Annotated in this window: 13 protein-coding genes and 1 riboswitch; of the genes, 3 read left to right on the forward strand and 10 right to left on the reverse strand. The window is 74.3% G+C overall.

What is annotated here, in order from left to right; all coding sequences use genetic code 11:
• Window positions 1-13: 13 nt before the first annotated feature.
• Complete coding sequence (locus ACZ7JZ_RS03835; RefSeq protein WP_470932840.1) at window positions 14-535, reverse strand: GNAT family N-acetyltransferase; 522 nt, start codon at window positions 533-535, stop codon at window positions 14-16.
• Window positions 536-684: 149 nt separating this feature from the next.
• Between ACZ7JZ_RS03835 and ACZ7JZ_RS03840 the strand changes: the two genes are divergently transcribed.
• Window positions 685-1,095 carry a nuclear transport factor 2 family protein gene (locus tag ACZ7JZ_RS03840; RefSeq protein WP_470932841.1) on the forward strand — a complete coding sequence of 137 codons (411 nt, stop codon included), beginning with the start codon at window positions 685-687 and terminating at the stop codon, window positions 1,093-1,095.
• Between the two features lie 87 nt (window positions 1,096-1,182).
• Here ACZ7JZ_RS03840 and ACZ7JZ_RS03845 read toward each other — a convergent pair whose 3' ends face one another.
• The gene (locus ACZ7JZ_RS03845) at window positions 1,183-1,536 is read right to left on the reverse strand and encodes an antibiotic biosynthesis monooxygenase family protein (protein ID WP_470932843.1); all 354 of its coding nucleotides are present in this window, start codon (window positions 1,534-1,536) and stop codon (window positions 1,183-1,185) included.
• A gap of 134 nt (window positions 1,537-1,670) precedes the next feature.
• Between ACZ7JZ_RS03845 and ACZ7JZ_RS03850 the strand changes: the two genes are divergently transcribed.
• Window positions 1,671-3,125 carry a phosphatase PAP2 family protein gene (locus ACZ7JZ_RS03850; protein WP_470932845.1) on the forward strand — a complete coding sequence of 485 codons (1,455 nt, stop codon included), beginning with the start codon at window positions 1,671-1,673 and terminating at the stop codon, window positions 3,123-3,125.
• Between the two features lie 303 nt (window positions 3,126-3,428).
• Here the strand turns inward: ACZ7JZ_RS03850 and ACZ7JZ_RS03855 are convergent, their stop codons facing one another.
• The gene (locus ACZ7JZ_RS03855) at window positions 3,429-4,673 is read right to left on the reverse strand and encodes a cytochrome P450 (RefSeq protein WP_470932847.1); all 1,245 of its coding nucleotides are present in this window, start codon (window positions 4,671-4,673) and stop codon (window positions 3,429-3,431) included.
• Window positions 4,674-4,943: 270 nt separating this feature from the next.
• Here ACZ7JZ_RS03855 and ACZ7JZ_RS03860 point away from each other — a divergent pair, with 270 nt between their 5' ends.
• A complete protein-coding gene (locus ACZ7JZ_RS03860; RefSeq protein WP_470932849.1) occupies window positions 4,944-6,113 on the forward strand; it encodes a steroid 3-ketoacyl-CoA thiolase in 1,170 nt (389 codons plus the stop codon).
• 222 nt (window positions 6,114-6,335) lie between these two features.
• Here ACZ7JZ_RS03860 and ACZ7JZ_RS03865 read toward each other — a convergent pair whose 3' ends face one another.
• The 7 genes from ACZ7JZ_RS03865 to ACZ7JZ_RS03895 form a co-directional block, all read right to left on the reverse strand.
• The gene (locus tag ACZ7JZ_RS03865; RefSeq protein ID WP_470932851.1) at window positions 6,336-6,737 is read right to left on the reverse strand and encodes an aggregation-promoting factor C-terminal-like domain-containing protein; all 402 of its coding nucleotides are present in this window, start codon (window positions 6,735-6,737) and stop codon (window positions 6,336-6,338) included.
• 346 nt (window positions 6,738-7,083) lie between these two features.
• Window positions 7,084-7,980 carry an ECF transporter S component gene (locus ACZ7JZ_RS03870; protein ID WP_470932853.1) on the reverse strand — a complete coding sequence of 299 codons (897 nt, stop codon included), beginning with the start codon at window positions 7,978-7,980 and terminating at the stop codon, window positions 7,084-7,086.
• Window positions 7,977-9,956, reverse strand: coding sequence for an ABC transporter ATP-binding protein (locus tag ACZ7JZ_RS03875; protein WP_470932855.1), 1,980 nt, complete (start codon window positions 9,954-9,956; stop codon window positions 7,977-7,979). Before ACZ7JZ_RS03875 ends, ACZ7JZ_RS03870 begins: the two co-directional genes overlap by 4 nt.
• Window positions 9,953-11,347: an energy-coupling factor transporter transmembrane component T gene (locus tag ACZ7JZ_RS03880; RefSeq protein ID WP_470932857.1), complete on the reverse strand. Its 1,395-nt coding sequence runs from the start codon at window positions 11,345-11,347 to the stop codon at window positions 9,953-9,955. The genes ACZ7JZ_RS03875 and ACZ7JZ_RS03880 overlap by 4 nt, the downstream gene beginning before the upstream one ends.
• Complete coding sequence (locus ACZ7JZ_RS03885; RefSeq protein WP_470932859.1) at window positions 11,344-12,045, reverse strand: SCO2322 family protein; 702 nt, start codon at window positions 12,043-12,045, stop codon at window positions 11,344-11,346. Before ACZ7JZ_RS03885 ends, ACZ7JZ_RS03880 begins: the two co-directional genes overlap by 4 nt.
• Complete coding sequence (locus tag ACZ7JZ_RS03890; protein ID WP_470932861.1) at window positions 12,042-13,331, reverse strand: prenyltransferase/squalene oxidase repeat-containing protein; 1,290 nt, start codon at window positions 13,329-13,331, stop codon at window positions 12,042-12,044. The genes ACZ7JZ_RS03885 and ACZ7JZ_RS03890 overlap by 4 nt, the downstream gene beginning before the upstream one ends.
• A 126-nt stretch (window positions 13,332-13,457) precedes the next feature.
• A riboswitch (cobalamin riboswitch) is annotated at window positions 13,458-13,526 on the reverse strand.
• Window positions 13,527-13,790: 264 nt separating this feature from the next.
• Window positions 13,791-14,837, reverse strand: a complete 1,047-nt coding sequence (locus tag ACZ7JZ_RS03895; protein ID WP_470932863.1) for an MBL fold metallo-hydrolase — start codon at window positions 14,835-14,837, stop codon at window positions 13,791-13,793.
• Window positions 14,838-14,926 lie beyond the last annotated feature (89 nt).

Genomic DNA, 14,926 nt, shown 5'->3' on the forward strand with positions numbered 1-14,926 from the left:
GCGGCCCCCGCGGTCAGGAGGCGGGCAGGCGCTTCTCGAACCAGTGCTGCGCGTACGGCCCGGCGTTGTACGCCGGTATCTCCTCGAACCCGTGCTTCGCGTAGAGCCCGCGGGCCTCCACCAGGTCCGTGCGCGTGTCCAGCCGTATCCGCTCGGCGCCCAGCTCCCTGGCCGCCGACTCCAGGGCCGCCAGCAGGGCCCCGCCGCCGCCCGTGCCCCGCCGCGCGGGGCGGACGAAGACGCGGGTCAGCTCCGCCGTGACCGGATCGAGCATCCGCAGCCCGGCGCAGGCCGCGGGCCGCCCCTCGAAGCGGCCGACGACGAAGGCCCCCGTCGGAGCGGCCAGGCCGTCCGCGGGATCGTCCGCGAGGCCCTGGTCCACTTCCGCCTCGGTCGCCGTCCGCCCCCAGTACCGGCCCGCGACCTCCGCGTAGTACTCCCTGCGCAGCGCCGTGGCCTCCGGTGTGCCGAAATGCTCCGGGACCACGCTCCAGCTGCCGGTTTCTGCTCTCGTGCTGCCGGTTTCCGTCCTCATGACGGCACCCTCCCTCCCCCTTGCCCCGCCGGTCGGGACCACTTGCGGCCATTGTGGACGGAACCGTCCGGGCCCCGCGTGGAATATCCACACTCACGGGCGGATGATGAGAAAAGGTGTAAATCCTATGAGCGAAGGGTGTGGCCGCCATGTCGCAGCATCCGGACGCAGTCCTCGTGCGCAAGGGCTACGAGGCATTCGGCAACGGGGACATGGGCGCGCTCGGCGCCATGATGACCGCCGACGTCATCCACCACGTGCCGGGCACCCATCCGCTCTCCGGGCACCACAAGGGCCGCGAGAACGTGCTCGGACTGTACGGCCGGCTGGCTGCCGAGACCCACGGGTCCCTCACGGTCGAGCTGCACTCGGTGCTCGCGGACGGCCGCGGCCACGTCATGAGCTTCCACACCTTCCGCGCCGACCGCGGTGACCGGGGCCTGGAGATCCACCAGGGCCTCTTCTTCACCATCGTCGGCGGGAAGATCACGGACATCGACGAGTGCACCGAGGACATCGACGAGGAGGACACGTTCTGGAGCGGGGCCGGGGAGGCCTGAGGGCCGGGCGTACCGGGGCAGCCCCACCGGCTGCGGGGCTACCCGTGAGCAGTGCGGGGCTGCCCGTGGGCGCGCACCGGAGCCGGGTCAGCCCTGCTTCGGCGACGCCTGCTGCACGACCTCGAAGGACCACAGCGTGGAGCCCGAGGCGGCCGGCTTCGGCCGCTCGCCGCCCCCCTCCGCCCCCGCACCGCTGCCGCCTCCGCTGCCGCCCTGGTGGGCCGCCTTCATGGGGCCCTCCATCCACGCCTGGAAGGCCGCCTCGTCACGCCAGCGGGTGTACACCAGGTAGGTGTCCGTGCCCTCGATCGGGCGCAGCAGCTCGAACCACTCGAACCCGTCCGAGTTCTCCACGGAGCCCGCGCGCGCCGCGAAGCGCTTCTCCAGCACCTCGCGCTGTTCGGCCGGGACGGTCAATGCGTTGATCTTCACGATGCTCATGCCGCCATCCTGCCAAAGCCCGGATCAAGGCCGCGTGTGAACCGGGGGTGTGATCCGCCGCACTAGGGTCGTCCGGGTCGCAACGGCGACGAATCGGTGGCAACGGGGTGAATGCGGCGGGAGGCCGGCGGCGCGTGGCGAATGCGGCGGAGCGACCTGGCGGGTTCGGCGTACCGGTCCCGGTCCCGGTCCTGGCGGTGGTGGTGTGCGGGCTGGCGGCGTGGGCCGTGTTCCGGTACGGGGACGGGGGTGCCGCGGTCGGCTCCGGTTCGTCCCTGTACGGACTGCTGCTCCGGCTCGGGCTGTCCGGTCCCGGTGGGGTGCTGCTGTACGCCGTACTCGCCGCCGTCGTCGGCGTGTTGGGGTTCCGGCGGGCCGTGGGGCGCCTGCGGGACGGGCAGGTGGTGCTGGCCTCGGGCATCGCCGGGTGCACTGTCGGCGCGGTGGCCCCGGTCGGGGGGCTGTGGCAACTGCTCTGGCTGCTCCCCACCTTGGCGGGCCGGGTCGGGGTCCGGGCCGCCGACCGGCGCGTATGGCTCTGCACCGTGGTGCTGGTGACGGCCCTGCCGGGTGAGGTGCTGCTGCCGAACCTGGCCGTGCTGGCGCCCGTACGGGAGAGCCTGCCGCTGGTCGCGGGGCTCGCTGCCGCCACCGCCGTGCCGTTCCTGCCGCGCAGTTCGCCGCACTGGGGCCGGTGCGGGTCCGGGGCCGGGTCGGGGGCCGTGCCTGCGGCCGTCCCACACCGGCCTCTGCTGCGGCGGGTGTTCAGCCGGCCGAACCTCCTGATGGAACTGCTGCTGATCCGCGTGGGCTACTCGCTCTACTCGCACATCCGGGCCGCCGCGCCGGGGGGCCGGGGGCGGGCGGAGGGGAACGCGCACCGGATCCTCTCCGTCGAGCGGACCCTCGGCATCGATATCGAGTACGCCGTCAACCAGGCGGTCGTGGGCCACCCTTGGGTGGAGGGGTTCTTCAACTTCTACTACACGTCCTTCCACTTCACCGTCCCGCTGGCGGTGCTCGGGCTGCTGTACTGGCGCCGGCCGGCGGACTACCGGTGGGCGCGGGCCGCCCTCGCCCTGGCCACCGTGCTTGCGCTGGGCGGGTTCTGGCTGTGCCCGCTCGCGCCGCCGCGGCTCATGCCGGGGCTCGGGTTCGTCGACACCGTGCACGGTCCGCAGGACCTCGCGGATCCGCAGTACGGGGCGCTGACCGCGATCTCGAACCAGTACGCGGCCATGCCCTCGCTGCACTTCGGGTGGTCGCTGTGGTGCGGGGTCGTGGTGGCCGTCCTCGCGCCGCGGGGCTGGCAGAAGCTGCTGGGGGCCCTGCATCCGCTGATCACGCTCTGCACGATCGTCGCCACCGCGAACCACTGGGTGCTGGATGCCGTCGGCGGGGCAGTTGTGGTGGGGGCCGGGTTCGGGCTGGTGCGGGTGGGGTGGGGGGCGCGGAGGGATCCGGTGGGGGTGGCGGTGGCGGTGGGTGTGGCTGGTGTGGCCGGGGTGGGGGTTCCGGAGCCTCGGGGGGTGGGTGCGGGGGCTGCCGCGATGCGGGCCGGGCGTTCGGGTGCCGGCGTCGGATCATGAGTGCGAAGCGGGCGGGGTGGGCAGCGGGGGCGGTGCGGGGGTGACCGGGGGGTGTACGGCCGGAGGGGCGCCCGGGCCTTGGCGGCTCGTGGCGCCCCTCCGGGGGATCGTCGCTGTCTGACAGGATCGCCCGGTTTGGGGGTGGGCGCCACTCGGGGGGCGGGTTGGTCCGCTGCGCGGGGCTTTTCCCCTACCCCCTCCTTCCCGAACTGGGGCTCCGCCCCAGACCCCGCGCCTCACACGCCGGCGGGGCTGGATTTGGTCGGTGTGGGTGGGTGGGGTGGGGGCGGGGATTGGGGCCGGTCAGGTGTGGGTTACCTGGAGTTCCTTGATGCCGTTGAGCCAGGCGGCGCGGAGGCGGCGGGGGGAGGGGCCGGTGAGGCGGAGGTTCGGGAGGGTGTCCGCCAGGGCGTTGAAGATGAGGTCGATCTCCATCACGGCCAGGGATTTGCCGAGGCAGAAGTGCGGGCCGCCGCCGCCGAAGCCGAGGTGGGGGTTCGGGTCGCGGGTGATGTCGAAGGTGCCCGGGTCCTCGAAGACCTCGGGGTCGTGGTTGGCGGAGGAGTAGAACATCCCGACCCGGTCGCCGGCCCGGATCTTCTGACCGCCGAGTTCGGTGTCGCGGGTCGCGGTCCGCTGGAAGGAGACCACGGGGGTGGCCCAGCGGACGATCTCCTCGGCGGCGGTGGCCGGGCGCTCGGCCTTGTACAGCTCCCACTGCTCGGGGTGGGTGAGGAAGGCGTGCATGCCGTGGCTGATGGCGTTGCGCGTGGTCTCGTTGCCCGCGACCGCGAGGACGAGTACGAAGAAGCCGAACTCGTCGGAGCTGAGGTTGCCCTGCCCCTCGGCGGCGACGAGCTGCGTGACGATGTCCTTGGCCGGGCACTGCTTGCGGTCGGCCGACATGTTCATCGCGTACGCGATCAGGTCCATGGCCGACTGGGCGCCGACCTCCTCCGTGATGGCGTACTCGGGGTCGTCGTACGCGATCATCCTGTTCGACCAGTCGAAGATCTTGGACCGGTCCTCCTGGGGGATGCCGATCAGCTCCGCGATGGCCTGGAGCGGCAGTTCGCAGGCGACCTTGGTGACGAAGTCGAAACTCCCGCCGTCCGCCCCGGCCTTGGCCTCCGCCACGATCCGCGCCGCGCGCTCGCGCAGGGCCTCCTCCAGGCTGCGGATGGCCCGCGGGGTGAAGCCGCGCTGCACGATCTGCCGTACGCGGGTGTGCTCCGGCGGATCCATGTTCAGCATGATCAGGCGCTGGGCATCTATGGCATCGCGCTCGATGTGCTCGTTGAAGCGGATGATCGCGGTGTTGGTGGTGGAGGAGAAGAGTTCGGGGTGCGTGGAGACGTACTTGACGTCCGCGTGCCGGGTGACGGCCCAGTAGCCCTCGTCGTCGAAGCCGGTGATCCCGCGCGGCTGGGGGCACCACCACACCGGGGCCGTCTGCCGCAGCTGTGCGAACTCCGGGAGCGGGACGCGGTCTTGGAGGAGGTCGGGGTCGGTGGCGTCGAACCCTTCGGGCAGCGCGGGGCAGGACATCGGCAACTCCAAGTCTGACGGCCCATCAGAAGGTGGCTTGAAGGTAGTAACGAGTTCTACAAGTGGCAAGGGTTCGCGCACCGGCTGTTGCGTGCAGGAATCGTGCAGGGCGGATGCAAGGCCCTTGCGTAGCGGGGGTTGCGGTCATAAGACTGCGGGGAGAACTAGAACGCGTACTAGTTCGGGGCGCCGCGCATCCACCCCCGGACCTGACACACCCCGCCGCGGGCCGCCGGGACGGCCCGCCGCTGTGGAGGAGAGGACGAGCTCATGGCCGCGGAACCCGTCATCGTCGAAGCCGTACGCACCCCCATCGGCAAGCGCGGGGGGGCGCTCGCCAACCTCCACCCCGCCTACCTCCTGGGCGAGACCTACCGCGAGCTGCTCGCGCGCACGGGCATGCAGCCCGACTGCGTCGAGCAGATCGTCGGCGGTACGGTCACCCACGCCGGCGAGCAGTCCATGAACCCGGCGCGCAACGCCTGGCTGGCCATGGGCCTCCCGTACGAGACCGCCGCGACCACGGTCGACTGCCAGTGCGGCTCCTCGCAGCAGGCCAACCACATGGTCGCCAACATGATCTCCGGCGGGGTGATCGACATCGGCATCGCCTGCGGGGTCGAGGCCATGAGCCGGGTGCCCCTGGGCTCGGGGTCCAAGCACGGGCCGGGCAAGCCCTTCCCGGACGAGTGGAACGTCGACCTGCCCAACCAGTTCGAGGCCGCCGAGCGCATCGCCCGCAACCGCGCACTGACCCGCGAGGACGTCGACCGGCTCGGCCTGCTCTCGCAGCAGCGGGCGGCCGCGGCCTGGGCGGAGGAGCGGTTCAAGCGGGAGACCTTCGCCGTGCAGGTGCCGACGACGGAGGAGGAGCAGGCCGCGGGGCAGGGCATGTGGCGGCTCGTCGACCGCGACGAGGGGCTGCGCGATACGTCGATGGAGGCGCTGGCCCGGCTCAAGCCGGTCATGCCGACGGCCGTGCACACCGCCGGGAACTCCTCCCAGATCTCCGACGGCGCCGCCGCCGTGATGTGGGCCTCGCGCAAGATGGCCCGGGCCCTCAAGCTCAGGCCGCGGGCCCGGATCGTGGCCCAGGCGCTCGTCGGCGCCGACCCGCACTTCCACCTCGACGGCCCCATCGACGCGACGCGGGCGGTACTGGGCAAGGCCGGGATGTCGCTGAAGGACATCGACCTGGTCGAGATCAACGAGGCCTTCGCCTCGGTGGTGCTCAGCTGGACCCGGGTCTTCGACCAGGACCTGGAGAAGGTCAACGTCAACGGCGGGGGCATCGCCCTCGGCCACCCGGTCGGCGCCACCGGCGCCCGGCTGATCACCACCGCCCTCCACGAGCTGGAGCGGCGGGACAAGGAGTTCGCGCTGGTCACGATGTGTGCGGGCGGGGCGCTGGCCACCGGCACGATCATCCAGCGGCTCTGAGCCCTTCGCAGGGGCCCCTGGGGATGGGGGAAGGCCCCGGCGGCCGGCCTGGGGAGGCCGGCCACCGGGGCCTTCGAATGCCGTGGGGGCCACTGGGGCCGCCGGTGCCGTGCGGGCTGCTGGGCCGCCGGCACCGCGTGGGTACGGGGGCCGCGGGGGCTGCGTACTGCGTGCCGCGGGTGCGGGGGCGGTGTCGCGTACTGCGTGCCGCGCCGGGCCGGCTCAGTACCAGTGGTGCTGCTGCCAGAAGTTCCAGGCGCCGACCGGGGAGCCGTAGCGGGAGTTCATGTAGTCCAGGCCCCACTTGATCTGGGTGGCCGGGTTGGTCTTCCAGTCCGATCCCGCGCTGGCCATCTTCGAGGCCGGCAGGGCCTGGACCAGGCCGTACGCACCGGAGGAGCTGTTCGTGGCGGTGTGGTCCCAGCCGCTCTCACGCGAAACGATGTTGTTGAACGCGGCGAACTGCGCGGCCGGCATCATCTGCCGGGCGATCGCCTTGGCGTCCATGGGGGCCGCCTGCGCCGGGACGGCGGCGAGCATGCTGCCGACGGCGGTGAGGCCGACGACGGTGCCGGCAAGGGCCTTCTTGGAAGCGGCGATGCGGCGGATGGCGGAGATGGTCACGGAAAGCCTTCCGTAGGGGACAGGGACGGTCGCGGTGCATGCCGGGGACATGCGTGATCCACTCACGCGGAGGAGAGGGAATCGCCGGCCGGGGCGGTGGGCCCCGCTGCCTTGCGACATCACCAGTTAGCCAGGCCGCCGCGGGGCTGGCAAAGCCCCCCTCCTACTAGGGGGGATCGCAGCGGGGGCCGGTGGGCCGGGGTTCCGGGTGCGGGGGTTTCCGTGCAGGTCGGGGATGGTGTGAGGGGTGGACAAGGGGGGTCGGGGAGGGGGCCGTGGGACTACTATCCCGGCTCGTATGTGACCTAGGTCCTGTGGGGCGCCTCACCGCCAGGAGGCCCCGATCTCACGTTCCGTGTCCGGATGTACCCCTTTTGGGGTGGTCCTCAATGCCGGATTTGCCCGCATATTCGAAGGTGGCGGGGGCGTCGAACGCCGCTTTCCGAGTCGCGCGCCGCAGCGCCCGCAGCAGCGGGGCCCCCAGCGCCGCCGTCAGTACGACGGTCAGCGCGGCCCGGCCCAGGTCCCAGCCCAGCGAGGTGGTCACGTAGAAGACCCCGAAGCGGACCAGGTTCGCGGGCAGCGGGTCCCCCGGGTGGAAGGACACCCCCTCGCCCATGCCCTGGAGCAGGGCCCAGCCCTGCAGGTTCATCACGAACCCGTACGCGAAGGAGCCCGCGAACCCGTACGCCGCCAGCAGCGCCAGCTCCGCCCGGCCCCGGATCCGCCCCGCACCCGGCAGCAGGCCCGCGCCCAGCGCGAACCAGCCGAGCGCGAGCATCTGGAACGGCATCCACGGCCCCACCCCGCCGGTCAGCAGGGCCGAGGCGAACATGGTCACCGCGCCCAGGACGAACCCGAAGCCGGGGCCGAGGACGCGGCCGCTGAGCACCATCAGGAAGAACATCGGCTCCAGGCCGCCCGTGCCCGCCCCGAGCGGGCGCAGTGCGGCGCCGACGGCGGCGAGCACGCCCAGCATGGCCACGGCCTTCGCGTCCATCCCGTCGTCCGCGATGGTCGCGACCACGACCCCGACGAGGAGGGGGAGGAGCGCGGCGAAGAGCCAGGGGGCGTCGGCGGAGTGGGTCAGGTCCGACTGGCGGTCGGCGAGGAGGGGCCAGCCGAAGGCGGCGATGCCGATGAGGGTGACGAGGGTGAGGGCCGCGGCGGCGCGGGGGCCGATGCGGAGGGGGCGGACGGGGTGGGTGGGGTGAATGGGGTGGTTGGTGGGTGTGGGGGTCATCGGGGGGCTGCTTCCAGGGCGCGGGCCACCTGGGCGACCGTGAGCCAGTGGCCGGGGGCCAGGATCTTGGCCACCTGCGGGGCGAAGGCGGGTGAGGAGACCACCACCTCGGCCGTCGGGCCGTCCGCGACGATCTCGCCGCCCGCGATGATCACCACCCGGTGGGCCAGCTCGGCGGCGAGCTCCACGTCGTGCGTGGCGAGCACGATGGCGTGGCCCTCGGCGGCGAGGGTGCGCAGGATGCCGACGAGACGGGCCTTGGCGGCGTAGTCCAGACCGCGGGTCGGCTCGTCGAGCAGCAGGAGGCCGGGGCGGCCGGTCAGGACCAGGGCGAGGGCGAGCGCGAGGCGCTGCCCCTCGGAGAGGTCGCGGGGGTGGGTGTCGTCCGGGACGTCCGGGAGCAGCTCGGAGACGAGGGCGCGGCAGGTGCCGGGGGGTGCGTCGGCGTCGGCGTCGGCGGCCTCGCACTCGGCGGCGACCGTGTCGGCGTACAGGAGGTCCCGGGGCTCCTGGGGTACGAGGCCGACGTGGCGGATCATCTCGGCGGGCGGGGTGCGGTGGGGGGTGCGGTCGGCTACGCGTACGGAACCGGCGGCCGGTTCCACCATGCCGACGAGGGCGGCGAGGAGGGTGGACTTGCCGGCGCCGTTGCGGCCCATGAGGGCGACGGTCTCGCCGGGCTGGACGCGGAGGTCCACGTGGCGGAGGACCTCTGCGCGGGTGCGGCGGACGGTGAGGTTCTTGGCTTGGGCCGCCGGGGGCCCTGCGGGGGGCTGGGGGGTGGTGTTGGGGTGGGACTCGGGTCCCGGGCCGGTTGCCGCTGCCGTTGGTGTCGCCGTGCCGCGGGTGCGGCGGAGGCGGTGGAGGGCGCGGGTCAGGGGGGTGGGGCGGGTGTTGGGCCCTGCGGGGCTTTCCCCTACCCGCCCCTTCCCGAAACCGGGGGCTCTGCCCCCGGGCCCCCGCGCCTCAAACGCCGGCGGGGCTGGATTCGGCTGGGCTGGGTGGGGAGGGGTGGGGGTGGGATGGGTGGGTGGGGGTGCCTGGGTGGTGTCGGGCGCCGGGGTCGGACGAGTGGCGGCCGTGTCGGGCGTCGGGGTGGGGGGAGTGGGGGCCGTGTCGGGTGTCGGGGTGGGGGGAGTGGGGGGTGTTGGGGGAGGGAGGGTGTTCAGGTGGGTGCGGAGGGGGGTGGCCTGGCGGCGGGCGTCTCGGATGGAGAGGGGGAGGGGGGTCCAGTCGGCCAGGCGGCCCAGGGCTACCACCGGCGGGTGGACCGGGGAGATCTCCATGATGTCCGCGGGGGTGCCGAGGACGGGCGGGGCTCCCGGGGCGGGGAGGAGGATGACGCGGTCCGCGTACTGGACCACGCGTTCCAGGCGGTGCTCGGCCAGCAGGACCGTCGTACCCAGGTCGTGGACCAGGCGCTGGAGGACGGCGAGGACCTCCTCGGCTGCGGCCGGGTCCAGGGCCGAGGTCGGTTCGTCCAGGACCAGCACCTGCGGGTGCGGGGTCAGGACGGAGCCGATGGCGACCCGCTGCTGCTGGCCGCCGGACAGGCTCGCGAGGGGGCGGTCGCGCAGTTCGTTCAGGCCGAGGAGGTCGAGGGTCTCCTCCACCCGGCGGCGCATCACGGCCGGGGGCAGGCCGAGGGACTCCATGCCGTACGCGAGCTCGTCCTCGACCGTGTCCGTGACGAAGTGGGCCAGGGGGTCCTGGCCGACCGTGCCGACCACGTCCGCGAGCTCGCGCGGCTTGTGGGTACGGGTGTCCCGGCCCGCGACGGTGACCCGGCCGGTGAGCCTGCCGCCGGTGAAGTGCGGGACCAGGCCGGACACCGCGCCGAGGAGGGTGGACTTGCCCACCCCGGAGGGGCCGACGAGGAGGACCAGCTCGCCTTCCGGGACGGTGAAGTCCGCCCCGGAGAGGGACGGGCCGGCGGCGCCCTCGTAGGTGACGGATACCTGCTCGAAGCGGATCACTGGGGGGCACCCTTCTCGGAGCGCGGTGCGGGTGGAGCGGAGGGGGAGAGGGGGATGGGGGCCACGAAGGCGGGGAGGAGGCCGATCAGGACGGCGGCGGCCGGCCAGAGCGGGAGGGACGGTGCGGTCAGGGGGAACACGCCGGGGTGGAGGGCCGCGTAGTCGGTGGTGTTCGCCCGGATCATCAGGGCCGCGACGGCCGCCCCCGAACCGGCGACCAGCCAGGCCCGCACCCCCCACCGGTCCGGCCGGTAGCGGGTGCGCAGGCTGCGCCGGCCGCCCAGCCGCAGGCCGGCCAGGGCGAGGGCGGTGCCGACGATCAGTACCGGGAGGCCGAAGCCGGCGCCCTGGGCGGCGAGCAGCCCGTACGTGCCGGCGCACACGCCGATGAGCCCGCCGAGGGTCAGGACGGCGGTGGTCCGGCGGACGGCGGGCGGGACGTGGGCGGTGCGGCCGTAGCCGCGGGCGTCCATCGCGGCGGCCATCGCCACGGAGCGTTCGAGGGCGCCCTCCAGTACGGGCAGGCCGATCTGGGCCACGGCCCGCACCCCGCCGGTGGGGCGGCCGCGCAGCCGCCGGGCGGTGCGCAGCCGCAGGACGTCGGCGACCAGGTTCGGGGCGAAGGTCATCGCCACGACCACGGCCACCCCCACCTCGTACAGCGCGGCGGGCAGGGATTTCAGCAGGCGGGAGGGGTTCGCGAGGGAGTTCGCGGCGCCGACGCAGATGAGGAGGGCGGCCAGCTTGGCGCCCTCGTAGAAGGCGAACAGCAGCTGCTCGGCGAAGACCCGGCCGCCGAAGCGGATGCCCGCGGCCCAGTCGGGGAGGGGGATCTCGGGGAGGGTGAAGAGGAGGTGCGTACCGGGTACGGCGGAGCCGAGGAGTACGGAGAACACCATGCGTACGGCGATGACGAACAGCGCGAGCTTGACGAAGGCCCCGTACGAGCGGGACCAGGGGGCGTCGGTGCGACGGGCGGCGACCACGTACCCGGCCACGCCGACGATCAGGCCGAGGAGGAGGGGGTTGGTGGTGCGGGAGGCGGCCGTGGCCAGTCCGAGCGCCCACAGCCACCAGGCCCCGGCGTGCAGCGCATTGGCCCGGGTCGCGACGGGCGCGGCCCAGCGGCTCGCCCGGCGCGCCCGGCCCGCCGGTTCCGTCCGGTCCGGCTCGTCCGCCGGGTCGGGCTGGTTCGCCTGGTTCGGCCGGTCTGACTGGCTCGCCCGGTCTGATGTGCGAGGGGGCCCGCTGGTCGGCGTGCCGGTCCCTCCGCCGGTCGGTCCGTCCGTCGACCCGTTGGCCGGGGTGTCGGCCCGGGTGTCGTCGGGGCCGTCGGTGCGGGGGTGGGGGTCCGGGGTGGGGTCCGGGTGGGCGTCCGTGCCCGGGGTCATCGGTTGCGGCGGCGGGACTGGAGGAAGGCGGCGGTGCCCAGGGCGAGGACGGCGGCTGCGCCGGCCAGGAGGCCGAGGGAGGGGCCGCCGTCCCCGGAGTCCCCGGCGGCGGCAGCAGAGGGCGTGGCCTGGGCGGACGCGGCGGGGTCCGCGTCCGGGCGGGCGGCGACCTGGTCGCCGCAGCCCTGCCGCGGGTAGCCGGAGATCGCGCACAGCAGGGCCGAGCTGTCGTAGCGGAGGGGTTTCGCCACCGCGGCCAGCGCCTGCGCGGTCGTCGCCGCCGGGTCCACCGACGCGCACAGCGTGCGCGAGGCGGGCTGCGGCGGGGCCTCGCCCTCCGGGGCGTCCTGCGGTTCGCCGAAGTCGATGACCAGGGCGATGCGCTTCTTGCCGGGCTGGGCGGGGGTGCCCCCGCAGATCTCCGTGAAGTCGGCCGCTGCCCGCGGCTTCGACGCGTCCGTCGAGTCCTCGCTGACGGCGAAGCGGAAGCCCTGCACCTCCCCGTCCGCCGGGCGGGCGAGGGAGGGGCCCTGGGTCGCGTACGTCCACGTCCCGCCGGAGCCCTCCCAGAAGGACCAGTAGCGGTAGCCGGCCGCCAGCGCCGGGCCCGCCCCGAGGAGGGTGAGCAGGGCGCCCGCCGCCAGCAGGGCGGACAGGAGCTGGGCCGCGGGGCGCGGCCGCTTCACGGGGTGGGTCACAGGTCGTTCTTCTTCTTGCGGTTGCTCATCAGGAAGCCGATGCCGATACCGGCGAAGGCGCCCGCGCCGACCATCCACCAGATGTTCTGGCCGCCGGAGTCCGCAGAGGAGTCGGACGAGGATTCGGCCTCCTTCTCCTTCTTGTCGGGGGTCGCGGGGGCAGCGGCAGCCGGGGCCGGGCCCTCGGCGTTCAGGGCGGCGACCAGGTCCGTGCCGCCGAAGGACTTCGGGTCGGCGCCGCCCGCGTGGGCGGCCAGGACCAGCTGGGCGTACGCGGCCGGGCCGGCGGTCTTCGCCCAGGCCGCGCCGTTCTTCTCCAGCCAGGCCAGCGGCTTGGCGGCCGCCGCCTTGTGGCCGCCCGCGGCGAGGGCGACGACCGCGTCGGCGGTGTTGCCGAAGTCGGGCTGGTCGGTGGCGCCCGGCATGGCGGACATCAGGTGGTCGCCGGTCTTCGCCATCGTGGCGCTGAGGTAGTCCGCCGCGCCCATCGCGGACTGCGCCGCGCCCTTCGGGGCCGCCTTGCAGGCCACCGGGTTCGCGGTGACCGGCACGTCCGCGGCCGGGGCGGCCACGACCAGGCCCTTGCCGAGGACGCCGAGCGCGGCGGCGGCCGTCGCGTCGGGGTTGGCGACGAGCTTGCCCGCCTTGTCGGGCTGGTAGGCGAAGGCGCCCATGTCCGCGGGCACCGAGAAGCCCTTCTCGGGGCAGGTCAGCTGGAGGCCGGTCAGGGCGTCGTACGCGCTCTTGCCCGCCTTCGACTTCACGGCCGCCGGCTGCCCGCCGGCCGCGGCCAGCGCGCCCGCGACGACGGCGGTCGAGTTCGCATCGCTCGCCGCGCCCGGGCCGGGGGAGTAGGCCCAGCCGCCGTCGGCGTTCTGTACGGACTTCAGCCAGCCGACGGCCTTCTGCACGGCCGCTTCGTGCCCGCCGAGGGCGGCGAGCGCCTGCACGGCGGCGGCGGTGGCGTTGGAGTCCGCCATGGTCTTGGCGTCGCAGGCCTTCGAGGCGTCGGCGCGGAAGGCGGCGAAGGAGCCGTTGGCGCACTGCTGGCCGGTCAGCCAGGCCACCGCCGGGGCCGCGGGCACCAGGCCGACGGTGTCCTGGGCGAGGAAGGCCAGCGACTGCCGCCACACGCCGTCGTACGTCGGGTCGGTCTTGCCGTACAGGCCGGACGGGACGGCCGGCGTCGGTGAGGGCGCGGAGGGCGCTGCGAGGGCGGCGGGGGCGGCGGCCACGCAGAGCACGGCGGATGCGGCGAGCGCGGCTGCGCTGCGGCGGACGTTCATGGCGGGCGGGTGCCTCTCCTGCTGGGGAGCGGAGCAGGCGCGCGCGGGCACCCGGCTCCGGCTCCGTAGACCTCGACGGTGCCGGCCGCCGGTGTTCCGGCGGCGCGAGCCGCTTACTTCCGGACCGGGCGTTCCGGCTGGCCGCGGGAGCGGCTCACGGTTGCGGGTCAGCGCCGGATTCACACCGGCTTCCCCCGGAACGGAAGGTTGACGACCGGTTCACTCTACCGGCCCGTAGGAGTCCGGTCCGGGCCCGGCGGGCCCGCCGCAGCCCCGCCCGGCCGCGTCCCGGGGCCCCGCGCGCCCCGTCCGCCGGACGCGCGCCGGCCGTCCGCGGGATTCCGGTACGGCCGCCCGTACCTCCCGCCCGCACCCCCTTCCGGCGGACCCGGAAGGGCTGCCCGGGCGCGCCCGCCGCGCCGGCTCGGACCGCCCCGTACGCCCGCCCGTACGCCCGGCTCACACCGCCCGGTACGCCACCGGTGCGCTGCCCGGGACGGCCTCGGCGCGGCCGAGTTTCACCAGGCGGCGCAGGTGCGCCTCCGCCTCCGAGACGGCGATGTTCCGGGAGCCGTACGGGATCTGCTCCCAGGGCCGGTTCCACTCCATGCGCTCGGCCAGGGCCCAGGGGGTGAGGGGTTCGGACAGCAGCTCCGTGAGGCCGCGCAGGCGGTCCTCGTGGTGGGCGAGCAGCTCGCGGACCCGGGCGGGGGCGTCGGTGAAGGCGTGCTGGTGGGCGGGGAGCACCTCGGCGGGCTCCAGCCGGCCGATCCGCTCCAGCGAGTCGAGGTAGTCGCCGAGGGGGTCGGTGACCCGGTCGTCCTCGGGGTCCTCGTACAGCCCGATGTGGGGGGTGATGCCGGGCAGGAGGTGGTCGCCGGAGAAGAGCCGCCCGTTGCCGGGGAGGTTCGCGGGGTGGGCCTCCTCCAGGTGGAGGCAGACGTGCCCGGGGGTGTGGCCGGGGGTCCAGACCGCGCGCAGCCGGCGGCCGGCCAGCGGCAGCAGTTCGCCGGGGACGATCTCCCGGTCGGGGAGGGCGGCCCGCATCCCGGGCAGGGTGCGCAGCCGGCCGGACCCGCGGGCGGCGCGCAGCGGGGCGAGGTGCTCCTCGGGGGCGCCGGCGGCGGCGAGCTTGTCGCCGAGGTAGTCGAGCCACAGGGAGGGCTCGGAGGTGCGGGTGCGGCGGACCACCTCGGCATCGGCGGCGTGCATGGCGATCCAGGCGCCGGAGGCCTCGCGGACCCGGCCGGAGAGGCCGTGGTGGTCGGGGTGGTGGTGGGTGATGACCACGCCGTGGATGTCGGAGACGTCCGCCCCGAGGGCGCCGAGGCCCGAGGTGAGGGCGTCCCAGGAGTCGGGGTCGTCCCAGCCGGTGTCCACGAGGACGGGGCCGCGGTCGGTTTCGAGGAGGTGGACGAGGGTGTGGCCGAGGGGGTTGTCGGGGATGGGGACGCGGATGCCCCAGACGCCCCCGCCGTGGTCGGTCACCTGTGACGCCTCAGACATGCGGCCCCGCTTCCGTTGGCGTGCCGGTGCCCGTTCGCTCCGGCGAGAACGTGTTCCTGGCACCAGTAGTAGCCCAAGTCGACCATGTT

Source organism: Streptomyces sp. NPDC038213 (genome assembly GCF_055600495.1).

What these genes read in the sequence shown, in the direction of transcription:
- ACZ7JZ_RS03870 (WP_470932853.1), bottom strand. Translation starts at nt 7,980, where the DNA reads ATGACCCCCACACCCACCAACCACCCCATTCACCCCACCCACCCCGTC.
- ACZ7JZ_RS03890 (WP_470932861.1), bottom strand. Translation starts at nt 13,331, where the DNA reads ATGAACGTCCGCCGCAGCGCAGCCGCGCTCGCCGCATCCGCCGTGCTC.
- ACZ7JZ_RS03880 (WP_470932857.1), bottom strand. Translation starts at nt 11,347, where the DNA reads ATGACCCCGGGCACGGACGCCCACCCGGACCCCACCCCGGACCCCCAC.
- ACZ7JZ_RS03835 (WP_470932840.1), bottom strand. Translation starts at nt 535, where the DNA reads ATGAGGACGGAAACCGGCAGCACGAGAGCAGAAACCGGCAGCTGGAGC.
- ACZ7JZ_RS03845 (WP_470932843.1), bottom strand. Translation starts at nt 1,536, where the DNA reads ATGAGCATCGTGAAGATCAACGCATTGACCGTCCCGGCCGAACAGCGC.
- ACZ7JZ_RS03855 (WP_470932847.1), bottom strand. Translation starts at nt 4,673, where the DNA reads ATGTCCTGCCCCGCGCTGCCCGAAGGGTTCGACGCCACCGACCCCGAC.
- ACZ7JZ_RS03840 (WP_470932841.1), top strand. Translation starts at nt 685, where the DNA reads ATGTCGCAGCATCCGGACGCAGTCCTCGTGCGCAAGGGCTACGAGGCA.
- ACZ7JZ_RS03860 (WP_470932849.1), top strand. Translation starts at nt 4,944, where the DNA reads ATGGCCGCGGAACCCGTCATCGTCGAAGCCGTACGCACCCCCATCGGC.
- ACZ7JZ_RS03895 (WP_470932863.1), bottom strand. Translation starts at nt 14,837, where the DNA reads ATGTCTGAGGCGTCACAGGTGACCGACCACGGCGGGGGCGTCTGGGGC.